General features: G+C 74.0%; 19 protein-coding genes. 5 read left to right on the forward strand and 14 right to left on the reverse strand.

Going from position 1 to position 19028, the window contains the following annotated elements:
- Nucleotides 1-85: 85 nt before the first annotated feature.
- The gene (locus tag AB0J40_RS09495) at nt 86-706 is read left to right on the forward strand and encodes a TetR/AcrR family transcriptional regulator (RefSeq protein ID WP_364449879.1); all 621 of its coding nucleotides are present in this window, start codon (nt 86-88) and stop codon (nt 704-706) included.
- Here the strand turns inward: AB0J40_RS09495 and AB0J40_RS09500 are convergent.
- Nucleotides 693-1196, reverse strand: a complete 504-nt coding sequence (locus AB0J40_RS09500) for a MarR family transcriptional regulator (RefSeq protein ID WP_364449881.1) — start codon at nt 1194-1196, stop codon at nt 693-695. The genes AB0J40_RS09495 and AB0J40_RS09500 overlap by 14 nt on opposite strands.
- A gap of 65 nt (nt 1197-1261) precedes the next feature.
- On the opposite strand from AB0J40_RS09500, the gene AB0J40_RS09505 reads away from it, so the two are divergent.
- Both AB0J40_RS09505 and AB0J40_RS09510 read left to right on the forward strand, forming a co-directional pair.
- Nucleotides 1262-2107, forward strand: a complete 846-nt coding sequence (locus AB0J40_RS09505; protein WP_364449884.1) for a helix-turn-helix domain-containing protein — start codon at nt 1262-1264, stop codon at nt 2105-2107.
- Nucleotides 2108-2253: 146 nt separating this feature from the next.
- Nucleotides 2254-3189: an NADP-dependent oxidoreductase gene (locus AB0J40_RS09510; protein WP_364449887.1), complete on the forward strand. Its 936-nt coding sequence runs from the start codon at nt 2254-2256 to the stop codon at nt 3187-3189.
- Here AB0J40_RS09510 and AB0J40_RS09515 read toward each other — a convergent pair.
- The gene (locus AB0J40_RS09515) at nt 3186-3944 is read right to left on the reverse strand and encodes an SDR family NAD(P)-dependent oxidoreductase (RefSeq protein ID WP_364449889.1); all 759 of its coding nucleotides are present in this window, start codon (nt 3942-3944) and stop codon (nt 3186-3188) included. The two genes, AB0J40_RS09510 and AB0J40_RS09515, sit on opposite strands and share 4 nt — an antisense overlap.
- 99 nt (nt 3945-4043) lie before the next feature.
- Between AB0J40_RS09515 and AB0J40_RS09520 the strand changes: the two genes are divergently transcribed.
- Nucleotides 4044-4898 (forward strand): helix-turn-helix transcriptional regulator, encoded by an 855-nt coding sequence (locus AB0J40_RS09520; RefSeq protein WP_364449892.1) that lies wholly within the window; start codon nt 4044-4046, stop codon nt 4896-4898.
- A 13-nt stretch (nt 4899-4911) separates the two neighbouring features.
- Here AB0J40_RS09520 and AB0J40_RS09525 read toward each other — a convergent pair whose 3' ends face one another.
- The 5 genes from AB0J40_RS09525 to AB0J40_RS09545 form a co-directional block, all read right to left on the reverse strand.
- The gene (locus AB0J40_RS09525) at nt 4912-6123 is read right to left on the reverse strand and encodes a helix-turn-helix domain-containing protein (protein ID WP_364449895.1); all 1212 of its coding nucleotides are present in this window, start codon (nt 6121-6123) and stop codon (nt 4912-4914) included.
- A gap of 41 nt (nt 6124-6164) precedes the next feature.
- Nucleotides 6165-7475, reverse strand: coding sequence for an FAD-dependent oxidoreductase (locus tag AB0J40_RS09530; protein WP_364449897.1), 1311 nt, complete (start codon nt 7473-7475; stop codon nt 6165-6167).
- A 121-nt stretch (nt 7476-7596) separates the two neighbouring features.
- Nucleotides 7597-8517, reverse strand: a complete 921-nt coding sequence (locus AB0J40_RS09535) for an aminoglycoside phosphotransferase family protein (RefSeq protein WP_364449900.1) — start codon at nt 8515-8517, stop codon at nt 7597-7599.
- Nucleotides 8518-8683: 166 nt separating this feature from the next.
- Nucleotides 8684-9406: a hypothetical protein gene (locus tag AB0J40_RS09540; protein WP_364449903.1), complete on the reverse strand. Its 723-nt coding sequence runs from the start codon at nt 9404-9406 to the stop codon at nt 8684-8686.
- 370 nt (nt 9407-9776) lie between these two features.
- Entirely contained in the window at nt 9777-10661 is an 885-nt protein-coding gene (locus tag AB0J40_RS09545) for an SDR family NAD(P)-dependent oxidoreductase (RefSeq protein ID WP_364449905.1), read from the reverse strand.
- Nucleotides 10662-10754: 93 nt separating this feature from the next.
- Here AB0J40_RS09545 and AB0J40_RS09550 point away from each other — a divergent pair, with 93 nt between their 5' ends.
- Nucleotides 10755-11408 (forward strand): TetR family transcriptional regulator, encoded by a 654-nt coding sequence (locus AB0J40_RS09550; RefSeq protein WP_364449907.1) that lies wholly within the window; start codon nt 10755-10757, stop codon nt 11406-11408.
- A gap of 4 nt (nt 11409-11412) precedes the next feature.
- Here AB0J40_RS09550 and AB0J40_RS09555 read toward each other — a convergent pair whose 3' ends face one another.
- From AB0J40_RS09555 to AB0J40_RS09585, 7 genes are all read right to left on the reverse strand, one after another.
- Entirely contained in the window at nt 11413-12678 is a 1266-nt protein-coding gene (locus tag AB0J40_RS09555) for a serine/threonine-protein kinase (protein WP_364449909.1), read from the reverse strand.
- A gap of 148 nt (nt 12679-12826) precedes the next feature.
- Nucleotides 12827-14137, reverse strand: a complete 1311-nt coding sequence (locus AB0J40_RS09560; RefSeq protein ID WP_364449911.1) for an alpha-glucosidase/alpha-galactosidase — start codon at nt 14135-14137, stop codon at nt 12827-12829.
- Nucleotides 14134-15066: a carbohydrate kinase family protein gene (locus tag AB0J40_RS09565; RefSeq protein ID WP_364449914.1), complete on the reverse strand. Its 933-nt coding sequence runs from the start codon at nt 15064-15066 to the stop codon at nt 14134-14136. The genes AB0J40_RS09560 and AB0J40_RS09565 overlap by 4 nt, the downstream gene beginning before the upstream one ends.
- Before the next feature lie 2 nt (nt 15067-15068).
- On the reverse strand, nt 15069-15941 hold the full coding sequence (locus tag AB0J40_RS09570; protein WP_364449917.1) for a carbohydrate ABC transporter permease: 873 nt from the start codon (nt 15939-15941) through the stop codon (nt 15069-15071).
- Nucleotides 15938-16852: a sugar ABC transporter permease gene (locus AB0J40_RS09575; protein ID WP_364449919.1), complete on the reverse strand. Its 915-nt coding sequence runs from the start codon at nt 16850-16852 to the stop codon at nt 15938-15940. Before AB0J40_RS09575 ends, AB0J40_RS09570 begins: the two co-directional genes overlap by 4 nt.
- A gap of 9 nt (nt 16853-16861) precedes the next feature.
- A complete protein-coding gene (locus tag AB0J40_RS09580; protein WP_364449920.1) occupies nt 16862-18127 on the reverse strand; it encodes an ABC transporter substrate-binding protein in 1266 nt (421 codons plus the stop codon).
- Nucleotides 18127-18960: an endo alpha-1,4 polygalactosaminidase gene (locus AB0J40_RS09585; protein WP_364449923.1), complete on the reverse strand. Its 834-nt coding sequence runs from the start codon at nt 18958-18960 to the stop codon at nt 18127-18129. Before AB0J40_RS09585 ends, AB0J40_RS09580 begins: the two co-directional genes overlap by 1 nt.
- Between the last annotated feature and the right edge of the window lie 68 nt (nt 18961-19028).

Genomic DNA, 19028 nt, shown 5'->3' on the forward strand with positions numbered 1-19028 from the left:
CCTACTTATGAGAGTCAACTCGCGCAAGTACACTCTCACAAGTACGCTAATAGCCTGGGAGAGAAGCCGGACGAACAGGAGCGGAATGCCCACGACGAGCAAGCGCGAACGGGTCAGCCGGGCGGAGCAGAAGGCGCGGACGCGCGCCGCGATCGTCGACGCGTGCCGCACGCTGATCACGTCCGGCCGGATGCTGACCATGCCCGAGGTCGCCGAGCTGGCGGGCGTCTCGGAAGCGACCGCGTACCGCCACTTCTCGGAGATCGTGGAGCTGATCAACGCCGCGCTGGTGGGCATGTGGCCCACGCCCGCCGAGGCGCTGGAGCCGATCGCGGGCAGCACCGATCCGGCGGACCGGCTGGAGTTCGCCACGAACGTCCTGCTGCGGCGGGTGGTGGCCTACCAGGGATCGGTCCGCGCGGTCATCGCGGCGACAGTGGTCAACCCCCCGCGCGCGCAGGCCCGGCCCGGCTTCCGGTTCGGCCTCATCGACGAGGCGCTCGACCCGGTCATCCCGGCGGACACGCCCGCGGCGGCACGACGGCTGGCCCAGCTGAAGCAGGACCTGGCCGCGGTGGTCAGCGCCGACGCGTTCTTCTCGCTCACCGACCTCTGCGGCTTGGACACGGAGGCGGCGATCGCGAGCCTGCAGCGCACCGCGCGGACCCTCGTGACGGCCGCCCTGCCCGAACTCACTCCCCCTTGACCCGCCGGCGCGGTGCCGCCGACCGGGGAGGCGTCGAGCGCATGTGATCACGCACCGGTGCCAGCAGCGCCGCCAGCCTCTCCACGTCCGCGCGCGAAAGCGGCTCGAACAACAAGCCGCGGACCACCTCGACGTGGCCCGGGAGCACCGCCGCGAGCCGCTCGCGGCCGGCGTCGGTGATCGTCACCGTGATTCCCCGCTCGTCGTCCGGGGACGGTGCCCGCTCCACCAAGCCCGCCTTCTCGAGCAGGCCCGCCTGGTACGTCAAGCCGCTGCGGCTGTAGACGACGCCGTCGGCCAGGTCGGTCATGCGGTGGCTGCCCGTCGGCGAGTCCCCGAGCCGGGCCAGCAGCTGGAACTGCACGTAGCTGAGCTCGCCCGCGTCGCGCAGCTGCTGCTCGACCGCGTGCCGCAGCAGGCTGGTCACCTCGATGAGGTCGAAGTACGCGCCCAGCTGCACGGGGTCGAGCGACGGTGGTGCGTCGGCCATGACCGGAGTCTACTGCTTCGAATTCGAAGGGCCCACGCGAACGCGGACGCGGGCACACTGGCGCCATGTCGCTGTCCGAACTCGGCGCCGCCGTCCGCTGGTTGCGCGAGCACACCGAGCCGGCCGGCGACCGGACCCGGCGGCGGGTTCGCGGCCTGCGCCGGGAAGAGCTCGCCGAGCTGGCCGGGGTGTCCGCCGACTACGTCCGGCGGCTGGAGCAGGGGCGGCGCCACCCGTCGGCGGGCGTGGTCACCGCCATCGCGCGCGCGTTGCGGATCAGCCGCGCGGACTACGAACGGCTCTGCGCCCTCGCCGGGTACGCCCCGATGGACGGCCGAGTGCCGCGCGAAGCCGGCGCGGCGGCGATGCGGCTGCTGGAACGTTTCCCCGAAACCCCCGCGTTCCTGACCGACGCGGCGTGGAACGTCGTCGCCGTCAACGGCGCGTGGCTGGCCCTCGGCAGCGGGACCACGGGTGGACCGGCCCGGGACTGGAACGTCGCGTGGCGCACCTTCCGCGACGCACGAAGGGAAATCGCCCGGACCGACGACCACCGGGCGGGGTTCCAGGCCGCGCTCGCCGCCCGGCTGCGGGACACCGCGCTGCGCTATCCCGCCGACACCGGGCTCGCCGAGCTCGTCGACGAGCTGCGGAGCACCAGCCGGCCGTTCGACACCCTGTGGCGCACGCCGAACACCGTGGCCGCCTACGAGAACCGGGCCGTGTTCAGCACGCCGGACGGCGAGGGCATCACGCTCGACGGCAACCTGCTGGGGGTGCCCGGGGACGACCTGCTGGCGGTGGTCCTCACCGCGGCACCGGGCTCGGCCGACGCGGCCCGCCTCGCCGAGGTCGTCCGCGCGTCCGGCGCCCCGGCCGTGCTCAGGGTGGGCCAAGCCGGCCCAGGCTGACCGGGCCCGCGACCACGATCCTGGGACCCGAGTGGATCAAGGGATCCGGCGAGGGTGACCGGCCTCACTTGCTTCGAATTCGAAGCAGCAGTACCGTGCTCTTCAGTTGCTTCGAATTCGAAGCTCTTCCCGAAAGCGAGAGTCCGATGAAGGCAGTGCGTTTCCACGACTACGGCGACCCCGACGTCCTGCGCTACGAGGACGTCGAGGTGCCCGTCCCCGCCGCCGGGCAGGTCCGCGTCCGCGTCGCCGCGACGTCGTTCAACTCCGTCGACGGCAACATCCGCGGCGGCTTCATGCGCGGCCCGATCCCGGTCGAGCTGCCGCACACCCCCGGCCTCGACGTCGCCGGGACGGTCGACGCGCTGGGCGACGGCGTCGACGGCTTCGCGGCCGGCGACCGGGTCGTCGGCTTCCTGCCGATGGACAAGCCCGGCGCCGCCGCGGAGTACGTCCTCGCGCCGGCCGAAATCCTGACCGCCGCACCGAAAAACGTCCCCCTCGCCGACGCGGCCGCCCTGCCGGTGGTCGGGCTGACCGCCTACCAGGCGCTGTTCGACCACGGCAAGCTGACCGCCGGCCAGCGGGTGCTGGTCAACGGCGCCGGCGGCGCGGTCGGCGGCTACGCCGTCCAGCTCGCCAAGGAGGCCGGGGCCCACGTCATCGCGACGGCCAGCCCGCGCAGCGCCGGCACGGTCGAAGCCGCCGGCGCCGACGAGATCGTCGACCACACCACCACCGAGCTGAGCGCGGCGGTGACGGAGCCGGTCGACGTCGCGCTCAACCTCGCGCCGGTCGACCCGGCGGAACTCGCGGCGCTGCTCGCCCTGGTCCGGCCGGGCGGGGCCGTGGTGAACACGACGGTGTGGATGCCCGCGCCGTCCGACGAGGACCGCGGGGTGCGCGGGATCGACCTGTTCGTCCGCAGCGACGCCGGGCAGCTGGCGAAGCTGGTGGCGCTGGTCGACTCCGGCGAGCTGCGCGTCGACGTCGCCGAGCGCGTGCCGCTGGCCGAGCTGGCGGCCCTGCACGCCCGCGCCGCCGCGGGCGCGGTGCACGGCAAGGTCGTCGTGACGGTCTAGTGCGGATCGGTGCTGTTGAGGGTCGCGACGACCTGGTCGTAGTCGCCGCGGGCCTCGCCGTAGCGGAGGAACTTGACCCGCTCGACCTGGATCTCCGTGGCGTCCGGCCGGGTTTCGAGGATGGTCATGACCTCGGCGACGAACTCGCCGAGCGGCATGGCGTGCTCGTTCTCGGCCTGGCCGGGCAGCAGGTCCGTCCGCACCGACGGCGGCTCCAGCTCGACGACCTTCACCGACGTGTCCGCCAGCTGCAGCCGCAGTGACTCGCTGAGCATGTGGATGGCGGCCTTCGACGCGTTGTAGCTCGGGGTCACCTTCAGCGGGGCGAACGCCAGGCCCGAGGAGACCGTCACGATGGTGGCGTCGGGCTGCTCGCGCAGGTGCTCGACGAACGCGGCGATCAGCCGGATCGGGCCGAGCACGTTGGTCGTCACGACGTTCTCGGCCGATTCGAGGAACGTCTCGGGCCGGTGCCAGTCTTCGACCCGCATGACACCGGCCATGGTCACCAGGACGTTCAGGCCGGGGTGGCGGGCGAGCACCTCCTTCGCCGCCGCCTGGATGCTCGCGGGGTCGGTGGTGTCGATCCGGACGGTGCCGAGGCCGGGGTGCTCGGCGGCGATCTTCTCCAGCAGTTCGGTGCGGCGCCCGCCGACGACCACGGTGTTGCCCCGGTCCTGGAGGGCGAGCGCGAGGGCCAGGCCGATGCCGCTGGTGGCGCCGGGGATGAAGACGGTGTTTCCGGTGATGTCCATGCCCCGACTCTCGCCGGGTCCGCCCGCCGGCGGCAGAGAGCGCTCATCGGGGGATCGGCGCTCCCTGGTTGCGGCCGCGGCGAGCGCGATACTGGGGGTATGGACCGAGCGGAACTGGCGGCCTTCCTGCGGCGGCGCCGCGAGCAGCTGCGTCCCGAGGACGTCGGCCTGCTGCCGGGCGCGCGCCGCCGGACGGCGGGGCTGCGCCGGCAGGAAGTCGCGTCGCTGGCGGCGATGTCGACGGACTACTACACGCGCCTGGAGCAGCAACGCGGCCCGCAGCCGAGCGAGCAGATGCTGGCCGCGCTGGCCCGCGCGCTGCGCCTGAGCGACGACGAGCGCGACTACCTGTTCGTGGTCGCCGGCCGCACGGCCCCCTCCCCCGCCGCGACGGCCGCGCACGTCGCGCCGGCCTTGCTGCGGGTGCTGGACCGGCTGTCGGACACGCCCGCGCTCATCCTGTCCAACCTCGGCGAGGTCCTGGTGCGCAACCGCCTCGCCGAGGCGCTCTACGGCGGCAAGGCCGAGCACACCGGGCTCGCGCGCAGCGAGATCTACCGCTGGTTCACCGACCCGGACGAGCGCCTGATCTACCCGGAGGGCGACCGCGACCGGCAAAGCCGCGCCCTCGTCGCGAACCTGCGCGCGGCGCACGGCTCGATGGGCCCGCGTTCGCGCGCCGGGGAGCTGGTGCGGGCGCTGCAGCGCGAGAGCGAGGAGTTCGCGCGGCTGTGGGAGCGCCACGAGGTCGCGAAGCGGTTCGAGGACCACAAGGTGCTGGTGCACCCGCAGCTCGGCGAGATCGAGGTGGACTGCCAGGCGCTGTTCACCGAGGACCAGTCCCAGGCGCTGCTGGTGCTGACGGCTCCCCCGCGGACCGAGGCGTTCGAGAAGCTGCAACTGCTGGGTGTGCTGGGCAACGAGCGCTTCGAGGACGCCGGCAGCACCGCCTGATCGCCGCGGAAACTCACCGGTCCGGCTGGTCGCGGTAGGCCGCGGCGAGGACCCGCAGCTTGAGCCCGAGGTGCAGCATCAGCCGGTCGTCGCCGGAGTCGAGGCTGCACCCGGTGATCTGCTCGATCCGCTTGAGCCGCTGGTACAGCGTGGCGCGGTGGACGCGCAGCGCGTCGGCGGTGCGCTGGATGTTGCCGCCGTGGTCGAAGAAAGCGGTCAGCGTGGTGAGCAGGACGTCGTGGGTGTCCGCCCGCTCCACCGCCGCGAGCGCCGGCACCGGTGACGCGCCGAGCAGGTCCGCCGGCGGCAGCTTCAGCAGCAGTTCGTACGGCCCCAGCTCGCCCCAGCGGGCCGGCGATCCGATGCCGGGCAGCAGCAGGGCCGCGCGGGCGGCCAGCACCGCCTCCCGGTAGGACGTGACGACGTCGCCGAGAGCCGTCACCGTGCCGCCGAGCCCGAACACCGGCCGGGCGGTCTCCTCGCCGAGCCGGCGGAAGCGGGTCGTGATCCGCTCGGTGACCGCGTCGACCAGGGCCCGGGCCGGCGGCCGGCGTTGCCCGAGCAGGATCCACGCGCGGGACCGGTTCGCCGCCATCAGGGCGACGTCGTCGGTGACCGCGCGGACGCCTTCCTCGACCGCGGCTTCGAACACGACCTCCCGCGGTACGGCGGCGGCCCGGCTTTGCACGGCGAGGACGGTGAAGTGACTGCTTTCGGCGCCGAAGAGCTGTTCGGCGCGCAGGTCGTCGACCGCCTGGGCCCGGACGGCGGGGTCGCCGGAGACGAGTTCGCGCAGGATGCCTTCCTGCCGTGCTTTCGCGCGCTCGTGCAGCAGCAGGCGGGGCAACAGCACCGCTCCGGCGGTGGCGGCGGCGTCGCGGGCGGCTGTCGTTTCGCGGTCGGTGAATGCGCCGTTCTCGTCGATCAGCCACAGGTAGCCCAGCAGCATGCCGTCGCGGCGGATCGGGGCGCACAGCCGCGGTGCCGCGCCTTCGACGTCGACGATGCCGGGGGCGCTCCAGTGGCTGATGCCGTGGGCGAGAACGTGGTCGACGATCCGCGGTTCCACCGCCCGGTTCAGCACCGAGCCGACGCGCAGGGCGTCCTCGTCCCCGAAGTGGCGGCTGGCGGCGAGCAGGCGGATGGCCGGGTCGTCGATCGCGACCGACCGCCGCAGGCGCTCGGCGAGTTCGTCCACGATGGACTGGAGATCGCGATCGGCCACGGCGCCCCCTTTTCCGGCTGCCGTCCACGGTAGCCCGCCGCTCAGCCCAGCACCGTCCCGGAACTGCCGGTGTTGCGCTCGCGCTTGCGGGAGAACGCGCCGAGGTCGATCTCGAGTCCGGTGTGGACACCGCGGTAGCGGACGGGGTCGCGGTCGTGGTCGGCACCGGCCTCGACGGCGTCGATCAGCGTCGCCATGAGCCGGCCGACGACGGGGGCGTTCTTGAACTGGTTGCCGCTGGTGCCCATCGCGACGTAGAAGCCCGGCAACGCGGTGCGGTCGTAGATCGGCGTCCAGTCGTCGGCGGCGTCGTACACGCCGACCACCCCGCGCGCCCGGTTCGGCACGCGCAGCCCGGGCAGCCGGCGCGCCGCCCGGGTGACCTGCGCTTCGAACACCGCCATCGTGGGGTGTGGCGACGCCTCGTCGGGGTCGTCGAGCCAGTGCAGCGGGTCGCACGCGGGCTCGGTGCCGCCGACGAGCAGGCCGCCGCCGACCTCGCCGCGGAAGTAGGTCCCCAGGTCCATGTCGGCCACGGCCGGGCCCACGCCGCCGGGCGGGTGGTAGCCCTCGGGCGCGCGGACGTGGGCGACCTCCTGCCGCAGCGGCCGCACGCCGATGGTGAAGTCCGCGCCGACGCCGGCCAGTTCGTTGATCCGGCCCGACCAGGGTCCGGCGGCGTTGACCACGACCGGGGTGACGAGCTCGGTTCCGTCCGCCAGCACGACGGCGTCGACCCGGCCGGCCCGGGACGCCACCCCGCACACCGTGGCGCGGAACCGGAACGCGGCGCCCTCCGCCGCGGCCGCCGCGGCGAGGTTCCGCGCGGCGAGCTGCGGATCGGTGACGTACCCGGCGTCCGGGGTGTGGACGGCGCCGAGGGTGCCGGCGGGCTCGGCCCAGAACGCTTCGTCGTCGATGCGCTTGGGCGGCCAGAACCGGCCGGCGGCCAAGGCGGGCACGCGCTCGAGCAGGGTCGCGGTGTCCCACTCCTCGTACGGCACGCCGACCTCGTCGAACAGCGGCAGCCAGCCGGCCCGCGGCGCGGCTTCGACGTCGAGCATGACCAGGCCGCTGCGTTCGAACCGGGCCAGGGCGCCGACGTCGTGGCCGAGGTGCCCGGCCCACGCGGACCAGCAGAACTGCGCCTCCCAGGCGGTGGTCACCCCGGCGAGGGTGGAGAAGTTGTAGCGGATCACGGCGCTCGACGCGCTCGTCGAGCCCTGCCCCGCCCCGCTCGCGCGGTCGACGACCACGACCCGCCGCCCCGCCCTGGCCAGTTCGAGCGCGATCGCGGATCCGATCACCCCCGCGCCGACCACGACCGCGTCCGCGCTGTCTCGCGAGTTCATCGTCTTCGACCTCCCGGTGGTTCCGCGCCCCAGTGTGCGGAGCGGGGAGCCCGCCGTCGCCCGACAGCTGTCGCGAATCGGGCGGGCGCGGGACGACGGATGTCCATTGGCCGCGGGTCGGCTAGGCGGTGCCGTCGAGCCGGGCCAGCGCGTTCTCGAGGAACGCGTCCCGGCGTCGCCCCAGGACGGCGGCGTCGAGGTCCGGCCGGCCCTGGTCGTGCATCACCGGGACGCAGAACCCCATGTCGGCCAGGCTGCAGGTCGCCGCCACGACGTCCCAGTAGGCGACCTGGCCGGCCCGGCGGCCGGCCGCCTGCTGCCAGCCCGCCAGCACCTGCTCGGCGGCGGGCAGCCCGAACAGCAGGGCCGCGTCGAACCGCGCGCCGCCGAGGTCGATCCCCGGTGAGCCGGCGCCCGCGCAGTCCCAGTCGACGAGGCCGGTGCAGTGGTCGCCGGACCACAGGGTGTTGCCGTGCCACAGGTCGCCGTGCACGAAGACCGTCGGGCCGTCGGGCACCGCGAGCCGGTCGAGGCGCTCCTCGGCGGCCGTCAGCAGCGCGGTGGTCCCCGTTTCGCGCCGGCGGGCCGCGAAGTCCACGTCCGCGATCGACCGGGTCCGCAGCGGCAGCGCGGGGCCAGGCGGCAACGGGACGGACTGCAGCGCGGCGGCCGCGGCGCCCAGACTGCGCAAACGCTCGGCGGACGCGACCGGCGGGATCTTGCTGTCCCCGGGCAGGACCGTGGTCAGCACGGCCAGGGCGCCCGTCCCGGTGCCGTCGAGGTCGGTGGCGATCAGCCGGGCCGCGGGCAACCGGTGCGCCCCGGCGACCCGCAGCGCCGCCACCTCGGTGGCGAACCGCAGGCGGTGGTCGGGGTCGGCCGGATCGCCGAGCCGCAGCACGGCCGCCGCGACCGGGCCGGCGGGCTCGAACCGCAGCAGCCACGGGTTGGCGCCCTCCCGCAAACCGGTGACGGCGGTGACGCGCCCGTCGCTTCCGACCGCGCCGGCCGCCCAGCGCAGAACCTCCTCCGACGGGACCACGACCGCACGCTAGCGCGCGAGCGGGCTCCGGTGGCCCGCCGACACCAGGTTTTGGTCCGCGCCAGACGTGGCCGGCCGCCCCGCTGTCCACTGTGGACGGTCCCGGCGGACGACATGAGAAAGCCGGGGCGTCGCCTCATCGGGCGACGCCCCGGCCGGACCCGGATCAGCGGGCCTTGTGCTCGCTCTTGCCCTTGCCCGCGGCCGCGTGGCCGTTGCCGCCGTTGACGGGCTTGGACGTCGCCGGCTTCGGGGGTTCCGGCTTCGCCGGGGTCGGCGGGACGGCCTGGTCCGCCGGCGTCACCGTCTTGTCCGCCGGCACCGCGGGCTTCTCCCCCACCGGAGCCGGCGCGGGCGTCTCCTCCGCCAGCGGGTTCGACCGCTTCACCTTCGTGACGGCCACGACCGCCGCCGCGAGGGCGCCCAGCGCCAGGAACCACGGCCAGCGGGCCCGGCGGCTGCGTTCCCCGCGCGCCACGCTCTTCGCTTCCTGCAGCGCCACCGCCAGATCACGCTTGGCCGCGGCCACCGCCTTGCGGCGCTTGCGGTTCGACTCGTTCGCCGACCCAGCCACCGTCGCCAGCGCCTGGGCCGCCTTGCGGCCCGGGTCGCGCAGCTTCACCGCGCGGCTCAGCACCTCGTCGCGGGCCGCGGCCGAGTGCTTGCGCACGTCCCGGCGGGAGGACCGGGTGCTCTTGTCGAAGTCCTTGGTCGCCGACCGGCCGACCTTCGCGAGTTCGTCCGCGCCTTCGGCCAGCTTGCGGTCGGTGATCTCCACCGCCCGTGCGGCCGCGGCCGCACCCACCCGCGCCGCCTCGGCCGCGAGGTCCCGTACGCCGGCCGCCGCCGTCTTCACGGATCGCCCGACCGGAGCATCGCCCTGGCTCATGTGCTCACCTCTCACTAGTCCGCAGGCAGGGCCTGCTCAACCTCACACCACCGGGCTACCCGCAAACCGCCGTCCGGAATCCCCGGACCACCCGTCGGTGTCGTCAGGCCCGCACGTCGGGCACGCTCTCGGCGCCACGCGTCACGGCAACCGCAGTCCGCAACCGCCGAACCACCCGCCGGTGTCGTCACGCCCGCACGTCCGGCAGGCTCTTGCCACGCCACGCGTCACCGCAACCGCCGCCCGCAACCGCCGAACCACCCGCCAGTGCCGTCACGCCCACACATCCGGGCAAGCCCCTACCGCGCCGCCGACGCCACGCGCCACCACAAACCACCGCCCGCAACCGCCGAACCACCCGCCGGTGTCGTCACGCCCGCACGTCCGGCAGGCTCTTGCCCCGCTGCCGACGCCACGCGTCACCGGTCTCGGCGTCATCGGTGGACCTGCTCAAGTCGGCCCACTTCGCGTCCGTGTCGACGCGGTGCTGCCACGCCTCCCGGCCGTACTCGTAGGCGTCGCTGCCCGCCAGCAGGCGCAGCGGTGGCTCGTCGAGGCCCGCGACCGTGAGCACCAGGTCGGCGACCTTCGCCGGGTCGCTGTTCGCGTGCTTCTCGAAGTCCGCCATCGCGCGGGCCGACGCGCCGACCGTCGCCTCGTACGGCTCGCTGATCGGCGGTGTGCTCATCGATGCGCCGCCCCAGTCCGTGCGCATGCCGCCCGGCTCGAGCACCGTGATCTTGATGCCCAGCGGGGCGACTTCGGTGGCCAGCGCCTCGCTGAACCCGCCGACGGCCCACTTCGCCGACTGGTAAGCCGTCAACCCTGGGCTGCCGACGCGGCCGCCGAGGGACGAGACCTGGATGATCCGGCCGCCGCCTTGCCGGCGCAGCACCGGCACCGCCGCCTTGGTGACGTACACCGTGCCGAGGAAGTTCGTCTCGAGCTGGCGGCGGAAGGCGTCGAGGGTGGTGTCCTCCAGGGCCGCCCGGTCGGCCTGGCCGGCGTTGTTGACGACGACGTCGATCCGGCCGAACGCGGCGACCCCGGCGGCGAGCGCGGCTTCAGCGGCCGCCGCGTCGGTCACGTCGAGCCGCTCGACGTGTACGCGGTCGCCGTACCGGTCCGTGAGGTCGGCCAAGGCCCGTGGGTCACGGGCCGTCGCGACGACGCGGTGCCCGGCGGCGAGGGCCCGCTCGGCGATCCGCCTGCCGAGCCCGCGCGAGGAACCGGTCACGAAAAACACTGAACTCATGGGATGCTCCTCAGTTAACGCAACGTCTTTGCGTTAACTCGACCGTACGCCGGGCACGCGGTTAAGTCAAAGCGCTTGCGTTATCGTGGAGGCGTGTCCCAGCCCCGCCAGCGCGCCCGCTCCGACCAGGACAAAGAGGCCCGCAAGACCGCCCTGCTGACCGCCGCGCGCGAGCTGGCGGTCGAGCTCGGCGTGCGCGAGGTCACGCTCACCGAGGTCACCAGCCGCGTCGGCCTGCACCCGTCGGCGCTGCGGCGCTACTTCGAATCCCGCGAAGAGCTGCTGCTCGAACTGGCCGAGCGGGAGTGGCCCGAGTGGCGTGACCGCCTGCTCGCCGGTCTCGCCGGCCGGAGCCTGACCGCGGCGGAGGTCGCCGACGTCGTCGCCGGGTCCCTCGACGCGCTCCCCCTGTTCTGCGACCTGCAGACGCACGTCGGCCTCAGCCTGGAGGGCGCGGTCCGGCTGGAGCGGGCGCGCCGGTACAAGACGGCGGCCTCGGAGTCCTTCGACGTGATGACGGCCGCGCTCGCCGAGGCCGGCGAAGGCCTGGACGCCGAAGGCGCGCGCACGATCCTGACGGCGGCGATGAGCTGCGCGGCGTACCTGTTCCAGCTGTCACGGCCGTCGCCGACCCTGCGCCGCCTCTACGACGAGGTGCCGCGGTGGGCGCACAGCGCGCTGCGGTTCCGCGAGCAGCTGACGACGCTGCTGCGCGCGGTCGCCCTCGGGGTGACGCGGGAGCCGTGACCGGTCAGTTGCCGGACTGCCCCTTGCCCTTGACCGGGCCGTTCCCCCGCGTCTTGCCCTTGGCCTTGCCGCTCTCGGCGTTCGTGCTGTGCGCGGCGCCGGACGTCGCGGGTGCGGGCGGCGGCGCGGCCGCCGGTTCCGACGTCACCGACGAGCCGCCCTGGGGCGAGCCCATCAGGACCGTCGACGCAGGCAGCGTCGCGGGTCCCGAAGGCGGTGGCTGCACCGGGCTGCCCGGCGTGACCGAGCCGGCGACGGGCTCCCGGCCCGCGTCGGGATCCGCGCTGTCGGGCCGCGTGAGCAGCACGCCGAGCAGCACCGCCGCGGCCGCCGCCGCGAGGCCGCCGGCCGCCGCCAGCCGGTGCCGCCGCCGCGCGGGTACCGGCGCCAGGATCGGCGTGGCCGGTTCCCGCAGCAGCCGCACCACCTCGCCGGCGACCGGGCGCCGCGCGGGGTCCAGCGCGGTCATCCGGCCCAGGACGTGGGCCAGCGGCGCGGGCAGCCCGGCGGGCACGCGGGGCGACCGGTTCAGCCGCGCCGTCGCCGACTCCGCGGGCGTACCCGGGAACTCGCGCTCCCCGGTCAGGCACTCCAGCAGGATCAGGCCCAGCGCGTAGACGTCCGCCGGCGGCCCGATCGGCTCGCCGGCCACCTGCTCCGGGGCCAGGTACGCGGCCGTGCCGGTCACCAGGCCGGAGCCGGTGACGTGCGTGGACTCCAGCTCGTGGGCGATGCCGAAGTCGGAGATGAGCGGGCCGTCGCCGCCGAGCAGGACGTTGGCGGGCTTGAGGTCGCGGTGCACGATCCTCCGGTCGTGGACGTGGGCCAGCGCCCCGGCGAGCCGGATCGCCAGCTCGGTCACCTCCGCCGGCGGCAGCGGCCCGGCGAGCAGGCGCTGCGCGAGGTTCTCCCCGTGCACCAGCTGCATCACCAGGTAGGCCCGGTCGCCGTCGGTGCCGCTGTCGAACAGGGCGACGACGCCGGGGTGGTCGATGCTGGCCTGGATCGCCTTCTCCCGCGCCCGGCGCAGCCGTTCGACGGCCACCGCCCCGCGGTCGTACACCTTGACCGCGACGTCGCGGCACAGCCGCCGGTCGAAGGCCCGGTAGACGCGGGCGGTGCCGCCGGTGCCGATCAGGCCGCCGACCTCGTAGCGCCCGGCGATCACCTCCGGCGCCTCGTCGCGGGCCCACCACGGCCGCACGCCGGCCACGTCCAGCGAAAACCGGGGAGCGGTCGGGGTGCTGTCGCCGTCGTGCTCACCGAGCATAAGCGGCGACCTCCGCAGGCTGAGGGCGAACGCCGGCCGGGGCTCGGCGCTGGACGACGGCTGCTGGCTGAACCGGAAACGAGGCCCCACCTTACGCCCGGCCGGGCCGTGGCGCCGATCTGCCCGTGCCCGGGACGATCTTGCCGGGTCAGCGGCCCAGGACGGCGCGCAGGCCGGGCTGGAGCCGGTCGCCGTGCGCGCGGACCAGGTCGTCGCACAGTTCGAAGATCCGCTCGACCGGCAGCGCGGCCGCCGTCGCCGGGTCGGTCATCGCCGCGTGGCGGACATGGCGCGGGTCGTCCTCGACCGCCGCGCGCACGACCAGGTCGTTGACGCTCAGGTACGTCCGGTTGAGCGCGGCGAGCTGCGGCGGCAGCGCGCCGATCCGGGTCGGCCGGACGCCGGTGCCGTCGGCCAGGCACGGCACCTCGACCACCCCGCCGGCCGGCAGGTTCTCGATCAGGCCGCGGTTGACGACGTTGCCGTAGACCGTCCGCGGCGTGCCGGTGACCAGGCTGTGGACGATCTGCGGCGCGTATTCGTTCGTGCCTTCGACGGGCAGCGGCTCGTCGGCCGCGATCGCCTGCCGGGTCTTCTCGTACTCCGCTTCGTTCTCGGCGACGATGCCGAGGTAGGCGCCGATCGGCAGCCGCAGCCGCTCGACCTCGCTGTCGTGCCCGAGGTACCAGGGGACGTACTCCGCGGAGTGCTCGCTGGTCTCCGTCGGGTAGTAGCCCAGGCGCCGGAACATGTCGAACCGGACCCGCCGGCGCAGCTGCCCGTCGGTCTCGGCCAGCTCGGCCAGCCGCGGGTACAGGTCGCTGCCCCGGTGCGCGAACCGCAGCACCCACGCCTGGTGGTTGACGCCCGCGGCGAGGTAGGTGACCTCCTCGAACGGCACCCCGACCAGCTCGGCGAGCCCGTGCACGGTCCAGTACACCGAATGGCAGAGCCCGACGACCCGGGTCAGCCCGGTCGCCTCGGTCAGGTACTGGACGTTCATCGCCATCGGGTTCGTGTAGTTGAGCAGCCAGGCGTCCGGGCAGACGTCGGCGATGTCGCGGCCCAGCTCCGCCAGGAACGGGAACGTCCGCAGCGCGCGGAAGATCCCGCCGATGCCGAGGGTGTCGCCGATGGTCTGGCGCAGCCCGTACCGCGCCGGGACCTCGAAGTCGATCCGCGTCGACTCCCCCATGCCGATCTGGACGATGTTCACGACGAAGTCCGCGCCCGCCAAGGCTTCCCGGCGGTCCTCGTGCGCGGTGAGCACCGGCTTGACCCCGCGGACGGCGGCGATGCGCCGGGCCGCGGCCAGCGCGGTCGCGAGCCGGCCCGGGTCGATGTCGTGCAGGGCGACGTGCAGGCCGTCCAGTTCGGGGTAGGCGAACAGGTCGGCGAGCAGGCCCTGGGTGAACACGACGCTACCGGCGCCGACGAAGGTGATCTTGGGGGCGGTCATGCGAGGTCCGATCCGGTGCGTTCGAGGTGGACGAGGACGTCGTCCCACGTGGCCTGGCCCGCCGTGCCGCCGGCGGCGCGGACGGAGTGCCCGCCGCAGACGACGCCGCAGCGCAGCGCCGTCGCGAGCGGCAGCCCGGCCAGGACGCCGGCGAGGAAGCCGGCGTTGAAGCTGTCGCCGGCGCCGACGGTGTCGACGGCGTCCGCCGGCTCTCCGGTGGCGAAGGCGAATTCGCCGGCGCGGCAGGCGAATGCGCCCTCGGCGCCGTCCTTGACCACGACGGTCGGGCCGCGCGCGGCCAGTGCCGCCGCCGCGGCCCGGGCATCCGCCACGCCCGCCAGCCGGACGGCCTCGGCGGCGTTGGGGAGCAGGAAGTCCGTCTCCCCCAGCAGTTCCCCGACGTCCCAGCGGCCGGCCGGGTCGTCGTTGGTGTCCACCGAGGTGGTCGCGCCGTGCGCGCGGGCGGCGCGCAGCAGCGCGGGCAGGCCGGGGGCGAGTTCCGGCAGCAGGAAGTACGACGACGAGTGGACGTGCCGGGCGGCGGCCAGCAGCTCCGCCGGGACGTCGGCGGCGGTCGTCGTGGCGAGGGTGCCGGGAGCGGTGACGATGGCGCGGTCGCCGTCGCGGGTGAGCACGGTGGTCAGCGGGGTCGGCCGCTCCGGGTCGGTCTGCAACGCGCTCGTGTCGACGCCGCGGGCTTCGAGGGCGGCGCGGACGAACCGGCCGCCTTCGTCGTCGCCGACGCGCCCGGCGATGGCGACCTTCAGGCCCAGCCGAGCGGCGCCGGCGGCGGTGATCGCGCCGGAGCCGCCGAGGGTGAGCGTGCCCGAGGCGGCGAGCTGCTCGCGCTGGCCGAACGCGAGGTCCGTCCGAAGTGGACCGATGATGACGTCGGGGTTGGCGTCGCCGACGACCAGGAGGTCGACCATCTTCACCCTTTGAGCCCGCTGGAGGTGATGGACTGGATGAACGTCTTCTGCGCGCCGAGGAACGCGAGCAGCACCGGCAGGACGGTGATGACGTTGCCCGCCATCACCGCGGCCCAGTTCGTGTGGTGCTGGCCCTGGAACGTGGTGAGCCCGAGCTGCAGGGTGTACGTCGTGTCGTGGTTGAGCGCGATCAGCGGCCAGGTCAGGTCGTTCCAGGTGCCGAGGAACGTCAGCACGGCCACCGTGCTCAGCGCGGGCCGCGACAGCGGCAGCACGATCGTGAAGAGCACCCGCAGGCGCGAGCAGCCGTCGATCCACGCTGCCTCTTCGAGTTCCCGTGGCAGGGACAGGAAGAACTGGCGCAGCAGGAACACCGCGAACGGCGTGACCAGCGACGGCACGATCAGCGCGCCGAGGCTGTCGATCAGGCCGAGCTTCTTCATCACCAGGAACGTCGGGATCATGGTGAGCTGGAACGGGATCGCCATCGTCGCGACCATCAGGGCCAGCAGCACCCGCGAGCCGGCGAACCGCATCCGCGCGAACGCGTACCCGCCGAGCGCGCCGAACAGCAGGTTCGACCCGACGGTCACCGCCGACACGATCAGCGAGTTCCCGATCCAGCGCAGGAACAGCGCGTTCTCGAGCACGTACCGGTACCCCGCGAAGTCCACCCGGGACGGCCACAGCGCGGGCGGGAACCGGTTGATCTCGGCGTTGCTCATCACCGAGCTGAGCAGCAGCCACACCAGCGGCGCGGCGAACACCAGCGCCAACGGGAGGAGCAGCAGGTGCCAGGCGCTGAACGGCAGCCGCGGGCGGCGCAGCGCGGGCAGCGCGCGCGGCGCGGGCACGCTGTCGATCCGGGCGGTCACCGCAGTGCCTTTCGCGGCCGGCGGACCAGGCGCACGGCGACGACGACCACCAGCAGGGCCAGCGCCAGGACGTAGGCCGAGGCCGCGCCGTAGCCGGCGGTGAAGTTCTTGAACGCCTGCTCCCAGACGAAGTAGACGATCACCGTCGTGGAGCCGAGCGGCCCGCCCTTGGTCGTCACGTACACGAGGTCGAACACCTGCAGCGACGTGATCAGCTGCCACAGCACGAGGAACGCCGTCACCGGCAGCACGGCGGGCAGCGTCACGTGCCGCAGCACGCGCCAGGTGCCCGCGCCGTCCAGCCGCGCGGCCTCGACCAGCGACGGCGGGACGTCCTGCAGCGCGGCCAGGTACACCACGACGCAGAAACCGGTGCCGCTCCACAGCGTGATGCCGACGAGCACCAGCAGCGCCTGCGCCGGGTCGGTCAGGAAGCCCTGCGGCGACACCCCGAGGTGGTGCAGCAGCGAGTTCGCGGCGCCGAACTGCGGGTCGAGGATGAAGGAGAACAGCACGCCCTGCGCGGTCGCCGACAGCACGAACGGGACGAACACGAGCGTCCGGTACACCCCGATCAGCCGGATGCGCCGGTTCAGCGCCTGCGCCAGCAGGAAGCCGAACAGGATGCTCAGCGGGACGTACAGCACCGTGTAGAGGACGGTGTTGCCGACGGCCTGGGCGAAGTGCGGGTCCTGGGCGAGCGCGGCGTAGTTGTCGAGCCCGACGAACCGGCTCGGCGTCACGAGGTCGTCGGCCTGGAAGGACAGCAGCAGCGACCAGGCCACGGGCACCACGCCGAGGCCGAGGATGATGAGCACGGCGGGCGAGACGTAGGCCCACGCGGCCGCGGTTTCGCGGCGGCGTCTGGTGGCCGCGTTCGCGACGGTGAGGGGACTGGGCAGTCCGGGCATGGCGGCTCCCTAGCGTGGGATGATCAGGGCGGCGTTGGCGGCCGCGGCGCAGTCGCGCAGGGCGTCGGCCGGGCTCGCCTGGCCGAGCAGCACCGCGACGATCGCGGTACCGACGGCCGCCGACACCTGCGGGTAGGCCGGGTGCACCGGCCGCACGCGGGCGTTCGCCAGCGCGTCGACGAAGACGGGCAGGCCCGGCGTTCCGGCGGTTTTCTCCTGCCACGCGGGCAGGTCCTTGGTCTGCGGGCTCAGCGGGAGGCTGCCCGCGCCGTCGTCCCACCGGACGTCCTGGGCCGGTTCCGCCAGCCAGGACAGGAAGGTGCGCGCGGCCTGGACGCGCTCCTCGCCGTTGTCGAAGAGCGTCCAGGTGTCCGGGCCGGAGATCGTCACCGGACGGCCGCTGAAGCTGGGCAGCGGCACGACCGCGTAGTCGATCCCGGCGTCGGTGATGTCCGGCAGCTGCCACGGGCCGGTCGGCACCATGCCGATGTGGCCGGCTTCGAACGCCTGGTACATCTGCTCGCTGCCGGTTTTCGGGTCGAGGTAGACGGATTTGGCGGCGGCGAGGTCGCGGACGACCTCCAGGGCCCGCACGCCCTGGCCGGCGAACCCGATGCCGCGGCCGTCCGCGCCGATGACGTCGCCGCCGAGGTCCCACACCATCGGCCAGATCCGCCAGACGGTGTCCTCGTCGCCGGTGGCGGGCCAGGCGGTGCCGAACGTGCCGTCGGCCGGATCGGTGAGTTTCCGTGCGGTACCGACGAAATCGGCCCACGTCCACCCCGCGGCCGGCAGTGGCAGCCCGGCCTTGGCGAACAACGCCTTGTTGCACACCACGGCCAGGGAGTCCAGCAACGCGGGGACCGCGCGCACGCGGCCGTTGACGGTCACGGCTTCCCGCGCCGGGGCCCAGAAGCCGGGGCCGGCGCCGACGAGGTCGGTGACGTCGACGACCTGCGGGCTGCGCGCGACGCTCGCGAGGTCCGACCCGAAGACGTAGGCGATGTCCGGGTAGGACCCCGACGCGAGCGCCGCGGTGACCTTCTGCAGCATCGCGTCGGCGAGGACCCCGCCGCCCAGGTCGATCCGGATCCCGGGGTGGGTCCGGTGGAAGTCCGCGACGAGCGCGTCGAGCACCTTCTTGCCGGTGTCGGTCTGGCCGTGCCAGACCTCGACGGTGACCGGGCCGCCGGCGCTGCGGGCCGGGCCGCAGCCGGCCACGGCCGCGCCGAGCGCCACCCCGGCCGCGCCGCGCAGGAATCCGCGGCGGTCCATCAGCAGGTCTTGCGGACGTAGCCGGCTTCGCCCTTCGGGACGACGTCGTGGTCGCGGCGGACGATGCTGAGCGAGCCCCACCGGCTGCAGGCGGTCTTGAGGCCGCTGTCGGTGTATTCGATGACGATCACGTGGTCGCCGAACGCGGGCGTGAACTCGCCGCAGTTCTTCTGCTGCCCGCACTCCTCGGCGATGGCGAAGTCGAGGCCGTTGGCCTGGCGGTTCCCGGACAGTTCGGAGGTGTTCTTCTGCGCGATCGCCAGGCCCTTCTGGTGGGCGTGCGCGGAAAGCAGGCGGATGTAGGCCTGGGCGTCGGCGTCGGACAGCAGGCCGCGCGAGCGCGTGAAGCTGTCGTAGTTGTCGGGCTCGATCCCCTGGTAGCCCTTGGCCGCGCAGTCGTCGACCCAGCCGTTGACCTTCGCGGCGACGCGCTGTCGCTTGTCGGCGGTGCGCAGGTCGAGGAGGGCCTCGTCCCAGTCCTCGTCGATGACCACGGTGCCGTTCGCGTCCCGCAGGAGGAGGTCGCCCCACTCCCCCTCGGCGCCGGGCTGCGCCTGGAAGGCGTTGACGTAGCAGATGTTGTAGCGGCCGGCGGCGGGCTGGGCGGTGTGGTCGCGGCTGACGACCTTGACGTCGCTCGCCGGGGTGTAGGCCCCGCCGATCTGGTAGTCGAAGCCGGCCCCGGCCGGGGGCGGGGTGACGGCGGCCGTCGTCGTCGCGCCGGCCGCGGGGGTCGCGGGGGTCGCGTCGGCGGAGCAGGCGGTGGCGGCCAGGACCACGGCGGCCAGTGCGGCTGCGGCTCCGGTGCGGAACCGAACGCGGGGAAGGGGCATCCTGGGACTCCGGATGGTGGTGGGCACGACCCCGCCTCGGACCACGAGCACGTCCTGGCGACTCAGTC

The organism is Amycolatopsis sp. NPDC049691 (assembly GCF_040675005.1).
Lineage (GTDB): Bacteria > Actinomycetota > Actinomycetes > Mycobacteriales > Pseudonocardiaceae > Amycolatopsis.

What these genes read in the sequence shown, in the direction of transcription:
- AB0J40_RS09495 (WP_364449879.1), top strand. Translation starts at nt 86, where the DNA reads ATGCCCACGACGAGCAAGCGCGAACGGGTCAGCCGGGCGGAGCAGAAG.
- AB0J40_RS09500 (WP_364449881.1), bottom strand. Translation starts at nt 1,196, where the DNA reads ATGGCCGACGCACCACCGTCGCTCGACCCCGTGCAGCTGGGCGCGTAC.
- AB0J40_RS09505 (WP_364449884.1), top strand. Translation starts at nt 1,262, where the DNA reads ATGTCGCTGTCCGAACTCGGCGCCGCCGTCCGCTGGTTGCGCGAGCAC.
- AB0J40_RS09510 (WP_364449887.1), top strand. Translation starts at nt 2,254, where the DNA reads ATGAAGGCAGTGCGTTTCCACGACTACGGCGACCCCGACGTCCTGCGC.
- AB0J40_RS09515 (WP_364449889.1), bottom strand. Translation starts at nt 3,944, where the DNA reads ATGGACATCACCGGAAACACCGTCTTCATCCCCGGCGCCACCAGCGGC.
- AB0J40_RS09520 (WP_364449892.1), top strand. Translation starts at nt 4,044, where the DNA reads ATGGACCGAGCGGAACTGGCGGCCTTCCTGCGGCGGCGCCGCGAGCAG.
- AB0J40_RS09530 (WP_364449897.1), bottom strand. Translation starts at nt 7,475, where the DNA reads ATGAACTCGCGAGACAGCGCGGACGCGGTCGTGGTCGGCGCGGGGGTG.
- AB0J40_RS09540 (WP_364449903.1), bottom strand. Translation starts at nt 9,406, where the DNA reads ATGAGCCAGGGCGATGCTCCGGTCGGGCGATCCGTGAAGACGGCGGCG.
- AB0J40_RS09545 (WP_364449905.1), bottom strand. Translation starts at nt 10,661, where the DNA reads ATGAGTTCAGTGTTTTTCGTGACCGGTTCCTCGCGCGGGCTCGGCAGG.
- AB0J40_RS09555 (WP_364449909.1), bottom strand. Translation starts at nt 12,678, where the DNA reads ATGCTCGGTGAGCACGACGGCGACAGCACCCCGACCGCTCCCCGGTTT.
- AB0J40_RS09560 (WP_364449911.1), bottom strand. Translation starts at nt 14,137, where the DNA reads ATGACCGCCCCCAAGATCACCTTCGTCGGCGCCGGTAGCGTCGTGTTC.
- AB0J40_RS09565 (WP_364449914.1), bottom strand. Translation starts at nt 15,066, where the DNA reads ATGGTCGACCTCCTGGTCGTCGGCGACGCCAACCCCGACGTCATCATC.
- AB0J40_RS09575 (WP_364449919.1), bottom strand. Translation starts at nt 16,852, where the DNA reads ATGCCCGGACTGCCCAGTCCCCTCACCGTCGCGAACGCGGCCACCAGA.
- AB0J40_RS09580 (WP_364449920.1), bottom strand. Translation starts at nt 18,127, where the DNA reads ATGGACCGCCGCGGATTCCTGCGCGGCGCGGCCGGGGTGGCGCTCGGC.
- AB0J40_RS09585 (WP_364449923.1), bottom strand. Translation starts at nt 18,960, where the DNA reads ATGCCCCTTCCCCGCGTTCGGTTCCGCACCGGAGCCGCAGCCGCACTG.